The organism is Agaribacter marinus (assembly GCF_030160655.1).
GTDB classification, from domain to species: Bacteria; Pseudomonadota; Gammaproteobacteria; order Enterobacterales; family Alteromonadaceae; genus Glaciecola; species Glaciecola marina.
In genome coordinates, this window is sequence record NZ_BSOT01000002.1 from 49,020 (window position 1) to 63,289 (window position 14,270).

Annotated in this window: 13 protein-coding genes; 2 read left to right on the forward strand and 11 right to left on the reverse strand. The window is 42.4% G+C overall.

What is annotated here, in order from left to right:
• Positions 1-41 precede the first annotated feature (41 nt).
• Positions 42-659: a GTP cyclohydrolase II gene (gene ribA / locus QQK00_RS00690; RefSeq protein ID WP_284215557.1), complete on the forward strand. Its 618-nt coding sequence runs from the start codon at positions 42-44 to the stop codon at positions 657-659.
• A gap of 63 nt (positions 660-722) precedes the next feature.
• Here the strand turns inward: ribA and QQK00_RS00695 are convergent, their stop codons facing one another.
• The 3 genes from QQK00_RS00695 to QQK00_RS00705 form a co-directional block, all read right to left on the reverse strand.
• Positions 723-2,288: an alpha-L-fucosidase gene (locus tag QQK00_RS00695; protein ID WP_284215558.1), complete on the reverse strand. Its 1,566-nt coding sequence runs from the start codon at positions 2,286-2,288 to the stop codon at positions 723-725.
• A gap of 167 nt (positions 2,289-2,455) precedes the next feature.
• Positions 2,456-3,421 carry a carbon-nitrogen hydrolase family protein gene (locus QQK00_RS00700; RefSeq protein WP_284215559.1) on the reverse strand — a complete coding sequence of 322 codons (966 nt, stop codon included), beginning with the start codon at positions 3,419-3,421 and terminating at the stop codon, positions 2,456-2,458.
• A gap of 90 nt (positions 3,422-3,511) precedes the next feature.
• Positions 3,512-4,381, reverse strand: coding sequence for an ATP-grasp domain-containing protein (locus tag QQK00_RS00705; protein ID WP_284215560.1), 870 nt, complete (start codon positions 4,379-4,381; stop codon positions 3,512-3,514).
• 174 nt (positions 4,382-4,555) lie between these two features.
• Between QQK00_RS00705 and nagA the strand changes: the two genes are divergently transcribed.
• Complete coding sequence (gene nagA / locus QQK00_RS00710) at positions 4,556-5,686, forward strand: N-acetylglucosamine-6-phosphate deacetylase (protein WP_284215561.1); 1,131 nt, start codon at positions 4,556-4,558, stop codon at positions 5,684-5,686.
• Between the two features lie 58 nt (positions 5,687-5,744).
• Here nagA and QQK00_RS00715 read toward each other — a convergent pair whose 3' ends face one another.
• From QQK00_RS00715 to QQK00_RS00750, 8 genes are all read right to left on the reverse strand, one after another.
• Positions 5,745-6,701, reverse strand: a complete 957-nt coding sequence (locus QQK00_RS00715; protein WP_284215562.1) for a vWA domain-containing protein — start codon at positions 6,699-6,701, stop codon at positions 5,745-5,747.
• Positions 6,698-7,768, reverse strand: coding sequence for a VWA domain-containing protein (locus QQK00_RS00720; RefSeq protein ID WP_284215563.1), 1,071 nt, complete (start codon positions 7,766-7,768; stop codon positions 6,698-6,700). The genes QQK00_RS00715 and QQK00_RS00720 overlap by 4 nt, the downstream gene beginning before the upstream one ends.
• Positions 7,769-7,821: 53 nt before the next feature.
• The gene (locus QQK00_RS00725; RefSeq protein ID WP_284215564.1) at positions 7,822-8,589 is read right to left on the reverse strand and encodes a MotA/TolQ/ExbB proton channel family protein; all 768 of its coding nucleotides are present in this window, start codon (positions 8,587-8,589) and stop codon (positions 7,822-7,824) included.
• A 13-nt stretch (positions 8,590-8,602) separates the two neighbouring features.
• Positions 8,603-8,740, reverse strand: coding sequence for a hypothetical protein (locus tag QQK00_RS00730; RefSeq protein WP_284215565.1), 138 nt, complete (start codon positions 8,738-8,740; stop codon positions 8,603-8,605).
• A gap of 24 nt (positions 8,741-8,764) precedes the next feature.
• Positions 8,765-10,783 carry an SUMF1/EgtB/PvdO family nonheme iron enzyme gene (locus QQK00_RS00735; RefSeq protein ID WP_284215566.1) on the reverse strand — a complete coding sequence of 673 codons (2,019 nt, stop codon included), beginning with the start codon at positions 10,781-10,783 and terminating at the stop codon, positions 8,765-8,767.
• A gap of 66 nt (positions 10,784-10,849) precedes the next feature.
• Entirely contained in the window at positions 10,850-12,289 is a 1,440-nt protein-coding gene (locus QQK00_RS00740) for a hypothetical protein (RefSeq protein ID WP_284215568.1), read from the reverse strand.
• A 5-nt stretch (positions 12,290-12,294) separates the two neighbouring features.
• Positions 12,295-13,596: a hypothetical protein gene (locus QQK00_RS00745; RefSeq protein WP_284215569.1), complete on the reverse strand. Its 1,302-nt coding sequence runs from the start codon at positions 13,594-13,596 to the stop codon at positions 12,295-12,297.
• Positions 13,597-13,633: 37 nt separating this feature from the next.
• Positions 13,634-14,125: a hypothetical protein gene (locus QQK00_RS00750; RefSeq protein ID WP_284215570.1), complete on the reverse strand. Its 492-nt coding sequence runs from the start codon at positions 14,123-14,125 to the stop codon at positions 13,634-13,636.
• Positions 14,126-14,270 lie beyond the last annotated feature (145 nt).

Sequence of the window (14,270 nt, forward strand, 5' to 3'; positions counted from 1 at the left end):
CCCCCAATACTTAGCAATCCCTCAGTAAATATCAGAAGTAAATGAGTAACAATCACGTTGCGTATGAATTTGTCAGTTGCGCAAAACTCCCCACTAGATTCGGTGAATTTACTATTCACGGATTTGTAGAAACAGCATCACAACAGGAGCATGTAGCGCTCTCATACGGTGAATGGCAAACGGGCGACGTTGTTCCCATCAGAATACATAGCGAATGCTTAACAGGTGATGCCTTGTTTAGTACGCGTTGTGACTGCGGGTTTCAATTAGAAAAAGCCCTAGCGAATATTGTTGAGGAAGGGCATGGTGTCATCTTATATTTACGCCAAGAAGGCAGAGGTATTGGCTTACTCAATAAAATTAAGGCATACAATCTTCAGGACACGGGACTAGATACTGTTGAGGCAAATGAGCATCTAGGCTTTGACGCTGACCTTAGAGACTATAGTATTTGTAAGTTGATGTTAGATACGCTAAATGTACAAAAAGTCCAATTGATGACAAACAATCCTAAAAAATTAAATGCGTTGGAAGCTATGGGTATAAATGTCGTAGAACGCAAAGCAATCGACCACGGCGTGACGGATGACAACAAGCACTACTTAATGACAAAGACCTCTAAGCTTGGACACGTGTTTAACCTAGAAAAGCTGAAGTAGAAGACAAAACAGAGATACTCATCGTTGATGAGTATCTACTAGCATTTCATTAGGAATACTACGCTATTTAACCAGCGTAACCTTATACACATTTGCCAAATCATTTTGCCGTTTAGGTGGAACGATTTCCAAACCATCTTTGTTTTGTGCCCACAGAACATTATTGACATCTGACAATGCAATTACGCTCTTAACCTTGCTATCTTCTGTAAAGCTCTTTAAGCGAATTTTCTGGCTATCAGTCTTGCCTAACTGAATAACGTAAACTACGTTGTCTTTTTGTGTGAATCGATAATCTTTTTCAGAATAAACAAGGGTTTGAAATTTTTTACTATTGTCGTAATGCCCTTTTGGTTGCTTGGTAGGACCTTCACCAAAGGTTTTCCATGCGCTGGTTCCGTAGATTGCTTCACCGTAAAGTGATAGCCACGTCCCCATTTCTAGCAATGCATCTTGTTGTTTCTCATCTATGAGGCCATTTGCTTGTGGCGAAATATTGAGTAAAAGTACGCCATTTTTACTGACTATATCAATTAAGATATGCAATAAGTCTTTACCTTTTTTGATCGTCATGTTTTCTACATGACTCCATGATGTAGGACTTATGGCAGCGTCGGTCATCCATAGGCGTTCTTCAACATTCTGTTTGCGCGATCGTTCTAAATCCTCAATAGATACCTCATCAGGTAAATCATCTTGTTTTCTGATTAGCACAACATCCTGGTTATTTTTCAATGCCTCATTCAGGTAGTAAGCACTCGCTTTCAATCTGTAATTTTCTGGAATTGAGTCCAACCATGCATCAAACCACAATATATCTGGTTGATACTTGTTGATGACTTCTTTGAGTTTCCCAAACCAAAACTTTTCGAGCCATTCATCTTCGTCGATATTTCCGAACAAAATATTTAGCTGATCGTCGGAGAATGCGGCCTGTGGCGTCCCCGGATAAGGCGGGTAGTGAGAATGCCAAAAGCGTCGACTCTCTTTTTCCACACTGCGCGATAATTCCTGCGCTAGCGCATCTGGCGTTTGATAACGATTTAGCTGCTTATTGTGGTGAAAAGTCGTAATTAATTTCAAGTTTTGTGCACGCAGTGCAGTGGCTAACTCACCCAATATATCCACTTTTGGGCCCATATCATTGACGTTCCAAGGGTTTACGCTACTGTCCCACATTGAAAAACCATCATGATGCTCAGTTACTGGCCCAGCGAATTTAGCACCGGCTTGCTTAAATAGCCTGGCCCATTGTTCTGCGTCAAAGTGTTCACCCGTGAATTGTGGAATAAAATCCGCATAGTGAACCTCATTTCCATATGTTTGGCGATGATGTTCAAACTCTGGTGTACCAGGAATATACATGTTACGTGGGTACCATTCATTTTTAAATGCTGGCACCGAATAGACACCCCAATGAAAGTAAATACCAAATTTTGCATCTTTTAACCACTGTGCATCTTCTTGATGCTTAGCCATCGAAGACCAGCTTTCTTCATAACACGCAGTCTCGCCGCAACGTTCGTGAACGCCTTTCGTATCATTTGTATTTGCGCTTACCAACGATGAAAACATGGCAGCAAGTAACGCAGTGATAAACTGCATACTACATTTGTTTATTCGAGACATTTTTAGCCCTAGACTTCTTTTACATATCTAGAGACTACCATAAGTTATATGTCATCATACAACAAGGTAATTTATCTAACACGATCATCGACAGTGATTTATGAGCAACAAGCGTAGAAAAACGACGTTGCATCCGTGCAACTATGCACCAACCAATTCTGCCAGTACTAATCTTTAAAAATCGCCGTCGTTTGGCGCGCTCTATTCACCGTGAGTTGGGTAACATCTGGTCTAGAGTAATGTCCGACTGGATCAAAGTTTTGGCGTTCGCGTAGTACATTTTTGTGATCAATATCTGCAACATATAAACCTTCTTCACCCACTTGTGGTTCAATCACCCAAGTGCCATCTGGCGCTGATATGCATGAACCGCCATTTGCAATTAATTCTTTTGAAGCCGCTAAAATCTCATCAATATAGGGCGTATCCGCGGGGAAGTCCGTTTTCCGCATGAGGCCACTGACTGAAATAACGTAACTTCTACCCTCCTTTGCTAGTACGCGCGTAAGATCGTGCGTATTGTGTTCCCCGCCCGGCCAAATCGCTACGTGTAAATCTTCGCCCTGTGCATACAACGCTGCACGTGCCAAGGGCATCCAATTTTCCCAACAATTTAAACCACCTAAGGTAAAATTCTTCATTGGAAAGGTACGTAAACCATGTCCGTCACCTGGCGACCAAGTAAGTCTTTCTTCGTAGGTAGGCATTAACTTTCGATGCACATTTTGAATAATACCATCTGAATCAATGTACACGAGGGAACAATAAATTGAATGGCCGCCACGATCACTTGGCCGCTCTGCAATCCCCAAAATTACCGCGATACTGCGTTCTTTTGCAAGTGCGCAAATTGAGTCTAAATGCCCTTCGTCAATGTTAACCGCTTGGGTAAGGTAATGCGCATGAATTTCTTTATGTTTGCTAGCATTAAACTCCGCACCGCCGGTAAAATCCAACCAAAAGGGGTAACCTGGCAAAAGGCATTCGCCAAACACAACTAAATTAGCGTTTTGGTCCGCCGCATCGCAAATATACTGCGCCACTTTTTCTGTGGTTTGTTGCCTATTCAGCCACACTGCTGCCATTTGCGCCAACGCTACTCTCAACTGGCTACAATTTGTTAGTTCTGCCATTTCATCTCCTTTGTGATGCTACCATTGCCATAATGGACAAGGTGTTAATTGCTTGTATAACTGCCAACACCATGGTTACTTAGATAATTTTCATTGCTTACTATATTTATTGTTAATGACCTTTGCGAAACGTTCAGCTGACGCATTGTCCATATTGAAATATAGTGACGGTTCTATCAGTTCTACTTCTATGATTTCTAAACCTCTATCGGTATCAAGCATATCGATTCTTGCATACAATGCACGCTCTGGAAGCGCATCCAATACCAGCCTTGCCAACTGTCTCATCGCTTTAGTCGCCGCAGTGCTAAATAATTCGCCACCATGTTCTTCTTGCACTCTAAAATCGCCGACTTTCGGCTTTTTTTGAATCGCATGACTAAACTGATGATCAAAATAAAAAAGGGAATATTCACCCACCTGCTCAATCGAATGCTCGTACGCTTGGACCATAAACGCTCGATAAGAAAACGCATTTTCAAGTTCTTCATGCATGTCTTCTAGTTGTTCAAAATGCACTCGATACGTGTAATCTGCATTTGCGCTTACAAGCGGTTTAATTACCAATTCATCAGTTTGTAAGCTTGTGTAACAAGCCTTGAACGCTTCAAGATTAAACTGATCATGCCAAACAGAGGGCAAAATCGGCACACCCTTACTATGCAGCGATCGTAAATAGCACTTTGAAAGATTCCAACGCATTAGATCGAGCGAGTTTTCTAAACGTGCGCTCGACGCATTAATACGTTCTAAGCATGCTAAAAAATTTTCTGCATGCGCTTGATAGTCCCAAGTGCTTCTCACTATGATCAAATCAAATTCGTCATAGTTAACCGCTTTGTCATGCCATGACACATCTTGAACATCCCATCCCAAACGCGTTAGAAATGGTTTCACCATGTCGTCATACACATAAAAGTCTTCGAGATTATTTGTAGATAAAAACGCACATCGTTTCATAGCAAATACTCCAGCAATAATGTTTTGATTAGATCAGCACGCCTTTCCCTATCCAATATATGCCCAAATACCCACATAAGTAAACATTCGTTGCAAATCAACCATTAATGAATCAAGATCGAATAGCGCCAGTTGATATTGGCCTTTGTTGTACGAATTTATAAGGAATGTCAAATGAAGCAAACCACCTACTTCGCCTCGCACTTATTTGATGGTGATACATGGCTACGCAACAAACTTATATCTGTCGCGATGGGTCGTATCCAAGAAATTACGGATGGCTCCCAACAACAAGCCGATATCATTCTTGATGGGCGCGTTGCACCAGGACTCATCGATACTCAGGTAAATGGCGGGGGTGGTGTGTTATTAAACCATCAACCAAGTATTGAGACCTTAATCTGCATGCGGAACGCGCATGCTAAGTTTGGTACCACATGCATGCTACCGACCGTCATTACCGATAGCTACCATGTAATGGCATCCGCCGCAGATGCGATGTCTGAAGCCATAGCTGTAAAACAGCTAGGTTTCTTGGGAATTCACTTTGAAGGCCCTCACCTGAGCGCACCAAAGCGCGGTATTCATCCAGAAGATCAAATTAGGGGCCTATCCAATCAAGAGTTTGATTTATTTTGCCGCCAAGACATAGGTAAAGTAGTTGTTACCCTTGCTCCTGAAACCGTGCCACCAGAGCAAATACAAGCCTTATGCAACGCCGGTGTTATCGTCTCTATTGGCCACTCTAACGCTACTTTCATGCAAACGAAGACAGCCGTTGACGCTGGTGCTACAGGCTTTACTCACCTATACAATGCAATGTCAATGAGCAACGCACGTGAACCCGGCGTAATTGGTTGCGCGCTAAATACCCAAGAGACATTTGCCGGCATTATCGTCGACCATATGCATGTGCATGACCTTAACGCTAAAATGGCCATAAAACTTAAGACTCCTGGGCAAATGATGCTGGTGACTGATGCGATGAACTTTGCCGACGCACCTGAATCTGAACTTGTATTTAACGGTGAAACCATTCTACTTGAACAAGGCAAATTAACGACGCCTAATGGGACGCTAGCGGGCTCTGCACTTGATATGATGCAAGCAGTCGTTAACACTCATCATGGACTTGACCTTCCCTTAAGCACTAGCCTAAATATGGCAAGTTCATCGCCAGCCGCTTTTTTAGGAATGTCGGATACACTTGGTAAAGTTAAAGTGGGATATAGTGCTGATTTTATTTGCTTCAATGACGCCTACAAAATTACTGCTAATGTCTGCAAAGGGCAGTCTTTATTGTAAATCATATGTTGTTTTAAGGCACCCGCCTTTCAGGCGCGCGAGAAAAATCGACTAAACGTCAGTTCTGCGCAATAAACGTCCCATTATTTTGAGCCGCCACTTCACGCATAAGCGTTGAAAACTTTACTAGCTCTTGCGTTAAACCTAAACCATTTTGCTTGAAGCCTATGGCATGAATTCTGGCATATTTCGCCTTGGTTTTAGGGTGAGTATTTAGTTTATTAATTTGTGCAAGGGTCGCATCATAAGAACCACCACTATAGTCGTCACCAAATACATATAAGGCGAGTGAATCCGTGGTTTTCCCATACGTTCGCAACGCAGCTTGAATCCCTTCAACAGGTGACGAGTTTGACGAACCACGCCAAGACCGCATGGCTTTTAGCACCGACGAGCGACTCGCGGGTGTGTCTGAACGCCAACGTCCTGCCGTTGTTTTTAATAAATACTGGCCATTGTCAGACATAATTTGAAACCCTTTTACTTGCGGATGAATCTCTAATACTTCATCGAGTTTTCTCATGACTTTTTGCCAAATACTTTTCATACTGCCAGAGGTATCTATGATAAATATCACATAGTCACTGTCAACGGGAATGCCACCCACTTCTTCGTCACGCTCATCCGCCTTACCAACGGATATTGCTGCACGCTCTCGCATCAATTTGACATTTTCTAAACCACTTGCCTTATCCGTAAGTTGCTGTAAATCTCGTTGTGCTCTGGCAATACTGCTTTCAAGTGCTTCGGCTTCTGTCGCATTGCTGGCACTTTCCGACGCAGATTGTTGTTGTAGTATTTGCTGACTGTCTATCGCACTTTGTAAGCTAGAGACACTTGCTTCTGCTTTCGTTAAGGCCTTGAGAATAGACGATATTTGGCTCGTATCATTAAACTCGCCATCGTCCCCGTTTTGGGCCAATAAAATTAACATTACCACTGCACCAAATGCACATGAAATCACATCCAAAAACGACAAGCTAAAGACTTCGATTGGCGCTCTTTGCTTTCTCATGGCCACGTCCTCGCTGGCGCAATAAAAGTCCCTTTTGTACGTTCAGCCCAACTCCAATATGCGCCAGGGGCAATCGGGTCGCCTTCTAATGGCAGTAAAATGATGTTCGTTCGTACACCCGCTAGCGGGTTAGTGCGTAAGGTATGCGCAAAGGTTTCCATTCTACAGTCGCCCGTAATGGTCGTTTGTAAACCCTCTATTGGTTTACATTTGCGTGTTTGAGGAAATCCACTAGTAGACCCTACTAAGGTTGGTAGACCGTCGGTGACAATATACAAATCTGTCATATGCGGAAAATCGCGAGCAATCGTTTTTAGCGCATTCTCTAAATTTGTGCCTTTTGTCGGCGTTAAACGATTAATATCGCCCAGCACTGCCTGTAAATCATCAGTATCATTTGCTTTATTTGCGGCTTGCTTGCCTAAGCTACTGGCTTCATTGTTAAACGTCACGACTGAAAAATGCGAACTTTCTGGCAATCTAGCCAACACCCAACGAGCAATTCTCAACGTACGCTGCCACTTCTTTCCTTGTCGCTTTTCGCTATCGGTACCCACCTTACGACGAATAATGTCTATCAAGGCTTCTTCAGTCATCGACGCGCTGGTGTCTAATAAGATACCAATCCGCTTACCTTCTACCTTTAAACCAAGTAAGTAACTTTCTTCTTTGGTCTGCGGTGTTTTTAATAGATCATCCGCTGTTTGTGGAGCAATCGCAGCTATTGCATTATCTAAATCAGCGACGACTGCGATCTGGTCTTTTAATGCAGAAGACGTTTCCTGTTGCTGAATTTTGAGTTGCTCTATCCGTTGTTTGATCGCCTCAAGTGTCGCAGACTTTGCAGCGGTCTCTTGCTCCTCTTCAGATAGGCTTTGAGCAAGTTCAGACGATTCATCTTGCAAGGCTGCTAGTTCTTGTTGAAGTCGTTCTAATTCTTCTACTGGCACATTGGTATTGCTGTTAAATTTAACCAATATTAGAATAAGAATAACCGCGCCCAAACCACACGCCATCACATCTAGAAAGGCGAGGTTGAATCCTTCTTCTTTACGACGCTTAAACATGATGAGTGAGCTTCACAGTGAGTTTTTACGCATTACGAATAAAATAAACACAGTTACTGGTGAAGGTGCGTTAGCAAATGTTTTTCACAATTCTTGCGCGTATTAATCACCATTTCGTCTTGCCGATTGTTTAACACGTACAGTATGTACATCAACAAAATTGAAATCATTAGCGACACAAGGGTTGAATTAAAGGCAACACCGAGTTTATCTACCATACCGGAAATATCGCCTGCCACAGCTTCTTCTGCTTTCGCCAACGCCGAACCTATGCCTCTCACTGTGCCAATAAAACCAATACTAGGTATTGCCCAAATAAAATAACGAATCATGCTATTACCTGATTCGAGCTGGGCGGCAAGCGTATCTACACTATCGCTGATGGCGTCAGCAGCATGCTGCACATTTTGAGTATTCTTAAACCGTTGTAAGCAATTTATCCACGTTTGCATAGACGAATTTTCAGAATAAGTACTTGATTCAAGAGACCCTAAAGCAGCACCTACATTAAGTCGTTCAGATTTATCATAGTCAGACAAATAGTCCATTGTGAATAAAGGCTCTTCTCTAAATACAATGCGCTGATATTTATAGATAATCAAGAATGCACAGAATAACCCAATACTCACGCAAGCTTGTTGTTCAAAATCTTTAAATATGACCCATAAATTTGTCGTAGCGCCACTTCCCTCTGCCAAAATTGCGGCTGCAGCTCCGGGTCGCACAACGCCCTGATAAAACAGGTGTACGATTGCGATAATGCCAATAAATACAATCAAAGATACTATTGGCGAGGGGTTCATATTCGCGTCATTTTTCATTATGTTTGCTCGCTTAAATATCACTGGGTAAAGTAGCGGGTGAATCAAGGCTAATTTGTACGGCTATTGCAACCGCAGAAATGCCAAAAAATATGCCCAAGCATACCAATGCTACAAAAGCCTTACGTTTAACACCTTGAGTTATTTGCATATCGTTCCTTAACGCTAATTTATACTATTCGTACCGAGCAATCCTAAAACCAATCGTTGGACTACCATTGCCAGCGGGTTCTCGGTAAGCTGCTCTTAGGTCACGTAATCTGCCGGTCTTATAATTGCCGCCTTTGGTCACATGCAAATCACCAGTATTTGAACCGAGATAATCGGTATGACTAACAGCCAAGTCTGGCAGCGTATTAGTATATTTGTCGTGCACCCACTCACTTACATTACCCGCCATATCAAATAAACCCAGACGGTCAGCTTTGTAACTCCCCACATCAGCGAGACCTTTGTGTTGATCTTCGTAATCAGCCAAATAGATGGGTTGCGTACCTTGCATCCTTTTGTCTGCAAAATTACCAGCTTTAGTCGGTATGCGATCTGCGTTACCCCATACATACGTTGTTTCAGCAGCGCGACTAGCCTTTTTAGCTAACCATTCCCATTCTGCTTCTGTCGGCAAGCGATACCCTCTTGCATCCTTATTCACCGTCATCAATTGATTCCCACGAAACTGATAAAACGACGGTAAGCCTTCCTTTTCGCTCAACCAATTGGCATATTTGGCGGCGTCTATCCACGTCACGTTAGTCATAGGTTTGTTTGAATTTTGCGTTTGCTTTGAAAACACCGCAAATTGCTTCTCGCTTATTTCATGTCGTGAAACCCAAAATGGCCGAGCTAAATTTACCTTTATTGGGTGCTCATTCCGTCGCCTGCCAGGTTGATTAGGCGCAGAACCCATCGTAAATTGATCGCCTATAAACATCTGCATATTGATACCCAGTTGCTGAATAAATAGCGGCTTACCTTCGGTTCTTCGGGCATCAAATTCTGTCGGTAATGTAATATCAAGGTTGTTAAGTTGCTCAGGTTTTATATTCACAGATTGCGTAATCGTTCTATATCCAGGCTTTTCTATACGAATACTATGTGTAATAGCTGACAGTGGTAGCGAAATAGGGCTTAGTCCAACCGATTTATTGTCAATAAACACTTGAGCAATAGGCTTGGTCTTTATTGCTAAAAGACCGTTGGCGGGTTTTAAATTAATATCAACGTTTCTGTTTTCACCCGGCGCCACACTTATCGTGTCAGCATAGTCATAAAACCCCGGTTTTGAATAGACAATGTTTATTGATTCATTGGCGTCAACAGGGTGTATTCCTTGCGTTTTTTCCAATTGATCGATGAGTAAAGTGCCACCATTGGGCGTAGCATTTACAGTAACACTACCTTGCAATGGCACTAACAAATAGTGACGTGATTGCAAAGGCCTTTGCCATGTTACGTCGATGACATCGTTGATAAGCTGATAACCATCTGCACTAACCTGCAAGGTATACTGGCCTCCCTTCACCCGCTGCTTAAACGGCTGCGCTTTAGTGGCATTTGGCACTTTTTGCTGGTCAATTGAGATGATTGCACTTTTAACGCTACTAGATACGGTTAACTCACCCGAGACTGGCACTAGTTCGGGTGCTATGACTAAATTTTCAGCACGCGATAGAGATAAATTTTGTTCCCAAGGCAAGTAAAACGGATGCTCTACACGCAGCGTATAATCACCATGGGGAAGTTGGTGCTCAATAGTATTACCCACATGAACCAATTGGTTGTCTATGTACCAACTGGCTTCATTCTCAAGGTGACTGGTTTTATTTTTAAGCACGCCGGCACTCATATCGGCAACAATTTGTGCAGGACTTGGCGGTAACGTTATTTCGATATTAGGCGGTGATTCATCAGTGATAACAAGTGTTACAGGTTCAAACGTTGGCGCAGAGATACGCAATGTTGCATTTGAACCAAAGACATATAGGCTATTGTCACGGCGCCATGTGTTTCCTGATACAGATTGCGTGTTGTAGTCATTTGCCACTTCCTCTGGCAATACGATTAGGGTAAACCCTTTAACAAAAAACAACCAAACAAAGAAGCTCAACAATAGCGCCGTAGTAGAAACGCCAACAACAATGTAACTAAAAGCGCCTTTACGCTGTGCTTGTTTAATTCGGCTATCTAGTTCCATTTTTTGTTCGCTCTCCAAAACGTCGTTTATACACAACGTCTATTTTTTGTATCTTTGTATTGCGTACTAAATTTTTTCATTGCTTAGTACTTCTACAACATTATTTGTATTGTTTTTAATTTCTACACTTATACGTTGTGTTTTGTATCCGTCGCGGCGCGCCTCAAATGTATAGTTACCAGGTGTAAGCTTTATTGTTTTTTGTTGTACTTTACCCACATGCCCAACGCCAAGCACCAAAATATAACTTTCGCCATCGGACAGCACATCTACCTCTACCTCAGCAGTATACTTATCTAATAACGACGACAAGGTCCCTAGATCAGCAGCTAAGGCGTCAGAATATATAGAAAATGGCAATGCTTCTTTTAATCTTGATATAGCAATTGCACGAATATTTGCATCTTCAAGCCGCGCTGGTTGATTAGTTATTGCGCTTATCCTTTTCTGTTGGCTGAGTATGTTTTCACCTTGCGCTAACGCATCAATAAATGTCTGCGCATTTGGGTGATTTATCCTGTAGCGTTTTGCCGCTTGCGTTACTTTTTCCCATTCTTGATTTTGTATCAATGCATTAATTTCCGCGGTCCGTTTTTCCAGATCTTTTTGCTGTCTATAGGCCTGAAGTTTTGCCGTGATACTTTGAATACCCGCTGCCTTCGCATCAATACTCTTCGCTTGTTCGAGTAAGGCTTGCGCCTTTGATAATTGTTGATTTTGTAATGCTGTATCTGCCTGGCTCAACAACGTCGACAAACCTTGTTTATCTAACTTATCTTGGACATTAATTAGCTTGTTTTCCGCCGCAAGCAACGAAGCATCTAAAGCCAACATATCTTTCAATATCTCTGCTTGCTTCGCATAATTATTCTCTACTTCAGCAACGTGTAAATCTTGTTGCAATCTCATTACCCTATCAAAACTAGCGAGTTTGCTGCTCAGCAACTCACTTTCTTGAGCGTCCGGCTTAATACTGTTTGCACGGCCGTATGCTAGGCGAGCTTGATTTATTTTCCCCTCATTAAAATATAACCATGCTTGTTGTAGAGCATCATCAAAAGCTTCATGCCAAGCATCTAGTAAACCCTTCGCCTCACGATCAAATTCTTCTGCTTGGTTTACCGCTAGCAAAAATTGTGATTTTGCAAAGTGCGCTAACGCGCTATTTTTCTTAGATTCAAGGGAGAGTAGTTTGTCACTTGCCCAATGACGAAAATCCGCCTGCGTTAGCTTTGGCAATAAATTGGCTTCAATATCTGCCATCTTTTGCATGAACTCTGCACGTTTATCTTCTGTATCTGACGTGTCAGCATAAACTGTTTCAACTGCTTGTTCTGCAGGCACTTGAGAGAATGACGAATCTCGCGTAAACATCTGCCATGCGGCAAACGCCAGTAACATTGACAAAATGAGGCCAGATGATATCCACACTATCTTTTTTATTCTTGCTTGAGCCACCTGCTGGCGTTCAGCAATTTTGTCATCCGTAGATGTCTGATGTTCCATCTTAATTACAACTGTAAATCTGGCGTCGCTTCAAGTTCATAGATTTTGCGTAGATGCTGCTTCCATTGCAAGTATTGTTCAGACGCAGTGCCTTGTAGTTCTACCACTTGATCTTCAAATTTCATTTCAGTCGTGCTCACTGCAATATCAATCGCCTGCCCCTTTTCCTGGATTATCGCACTTTGCACTTTCATTTCGGAGTTACTTTCAAATGCGTTTTGTACCGCTACCATAGACCCTATACCTGCGATAACTGCGCCAGCGCCTTTCGCACCTGACGAGGCGGTTTTACCGCTATTGCTATCACTTGATGACTCTGACGCCAAAATTCCTGCAAGAATGGCCAAGCCGACTCCTAAACCTGCCTTAACATTGCGATCTCTAGTCGCTTCTCTACGTGCAATAATTTCAGGCAGTGTTTCGCGTTGCCAATCACTGTAAGCGTCACGTGTTTCCGCATAAAAGGTATCATATTGGTCTTGCAGTCTATCTATAAAAAGTAACTCCTGAGCCCGCAAATCTTCAATTCTTTCCAGCATCACATCATCTTGCGCAGGCATGCCGTTGAGTTCAAACTTATAGAATCGCTGGCCAAACTTCTTCTTTATATCTGTCGAGAGGTATGAACTATAGGCCTCAGGGCTATAATATCTAGCATAACGCACTAGTGCCGTATTCTTTATTTTCTGCTTTTCTTCTTTATCTAATTTACTCAACAGTTGGAGAACAAAGTCCCGTCCCTGATCAAACATTGGTTGATAAGGATTTTTATCTTTGTTTCGTTGGTCACGAAAAAAGTTTTCAGACACTTCATGTTCAAAATCTTTGCTACCCAAAATTTCGCCCGTACTATCTACAACCGTCAGCTTCATGCCTACCTGCTCACTATCAGACGCTAAAATTTTTCCCAGCACAAAAATATCAGCCGTAGTATTGGCATTTGGTACCACTCTTACTGAACTAAACGCTTTCGTTTTTTCTAGTGAATTTTTTGTTTCCATCGCGAAAAGCTTAGCTTCCGTGCGCCTTAACTGAGGCCAAATGCCATCATCATCCATTTCTTCATAATCAATTTCATCAGTGTTTTTGACCATAGGAAAGCCTGGTGAAAACGTTGGAATCGCAACATCAAGAAAGACTTCAGCATTTTGGAGTTTGTTATATCTCGATTTTGTTCGTTCATTTGCCTCAGGGTTCGTCGGCCCAACAAGCAACGGTTCACCTGGATTGCGGCTTGTACTTTCACACGCACTCATTGCAAGGCAAAATATCAATAGGAAAAGTGTGTGGTAATACGGTTTTTTCATTCGCAAGTATCCTTTTTCTTCTAAGCGTTCGCTTTATTCAGCCACACTTGTACTCTGCATATTGTTTTTCAAAGCCAGTTCGCTTGTCTGCGCTTGCCTTTTGGATCTCATCCCAAAGTAAACGACAAATAATGGCATCATTGTCTTTAGGTTTTATCAAACCTCGCGGCTGTTTAATCGTTTGTGCCTTGGTCGACGTAATTTCCGAGTCTTGAGTACTCGAGTTGTTCGCCGTTACTTCAGACGATTGACTAGCGTCAGTTTCGCTACTCGCATCTGCATCTGTCGTACCATTGCCTTCCCCACCACCTTGCACTTGACCACCTGCTGCCATGCTCTTTTGAACAGACGTCATGCAAGTAGCATAACCATCAATAGACTCATGCAAATTCATTTCCATGCGTTTTACGCGTTCAGCGCGGGTTAACAAGGTCGGATCCACTTCGTCAATTTTTACCTGTGTACATTCGTAAGCTGCAGAGTTTAAAGTATTGTCCACAGGCGCTTGCTGCGCATAAACTGACGGCATATTTAAAGTGCAACAAAGACACAAGAACAAAACTAAAACGCTGTAAACAGGTATCGTTTTTTTATCTAAAGTCACATTCATCAACTAATCATCACCCCACGTTAGCCCTTATCTTACTATTGTCTTACACAATACACAGAGTGCA

Bases quoted from the DNA above. Each gene is read 5' to 3' on its own strand.
- ribA (WP_284215557.1), top strand. From the start codon at position 42: ATGAGTAACAATCACGTTGCGTATGAATTTGTCAGTTGCGCAAAACTC.
- QQK00_RS00695 (WP_284215558.1), bottom strand. From the start codon at position 2,288: ATGTCTCGAATAAACAAATGTAGTATGCAGTTTATCACTGCGTTACTT.
- QQK00_RS00700 (WP_284215559.1), bottom strand. From the start codon at position 3,421: ATGGCAGAACTAACAAATTGTAGCCAGTTGAGAGTAGCGTTGGCGCAA.
- QQK00_RS00705 (WP_284215560.1), bottom strand. From the start codon at position 4,381: ATGAAACGATGTGCGTTTTTATCTACAAATAATCTCGAAGACTTTTAT.
- nagA (WP_284215561.1), top strand. From the start codon at position 4,556: ATGAAGCAAACCACCTACTTCGCCTCGCACTTATTTGATGGTGATACA.
- QQK00_RS00715 (WP_284215562.1), bottom strand. From the start codon at position 6,701: ATGAGAAAGCAAAGAGCGCCAATCGAAGTCTTTAGCTTGTCGTTTTTG.
- QQK00_RS00720 (WP_284215563.1), bottom strand. From the start codon at position 7,768: ATGTTTAAGCGTCGTAAAGAAGAAGGATTCAACCTCGCCTTTCTAGAT.
- QQK00_RS00725 (WP_284215564.1), bottom strand. From the start codon at position 8,589: ATGAAAAATGACGCGAATATGAACCCCTCGCCAATAGTATCTTTGATT.
- QQK00_RS00730 (WP_284215565.1), bottom strand. From the start codon at position 8,740: ATGCAAATAACTCAAGGTGTTAAACGTAAGGCTTTTGTAGCATTGGTA.
- QQK00_RS00735 (WP_284215566.1), bottom strand. From the start codon at position 10,783: ATGGAACTAGATAGCCGAATTAAACAAGCACAGCGTAAAGGCGCTTTT.
- QQK00_RS00740 (WP_284215568.1), bottom strand. From the start codon at position 12,289: ATGGAACATCAGACATCTACGGATGACAAAATTGCTGAACGCCAGCAG.
- QQK00_RS00745 (WP_284215569.1), bottom strand. From the start codon at position 13,596: ATGAAAAAACCGTATTACCACACACTTTTCCTATTGATATTTTGCCTT.
- QQK00_RS00750 (WP_284215570.1), bottom strand. From the start codon at position 14,125: ATGCCGTCAGTTTATGCGCAGCAAGCGCCTGTGGACAATACTTTAAAC.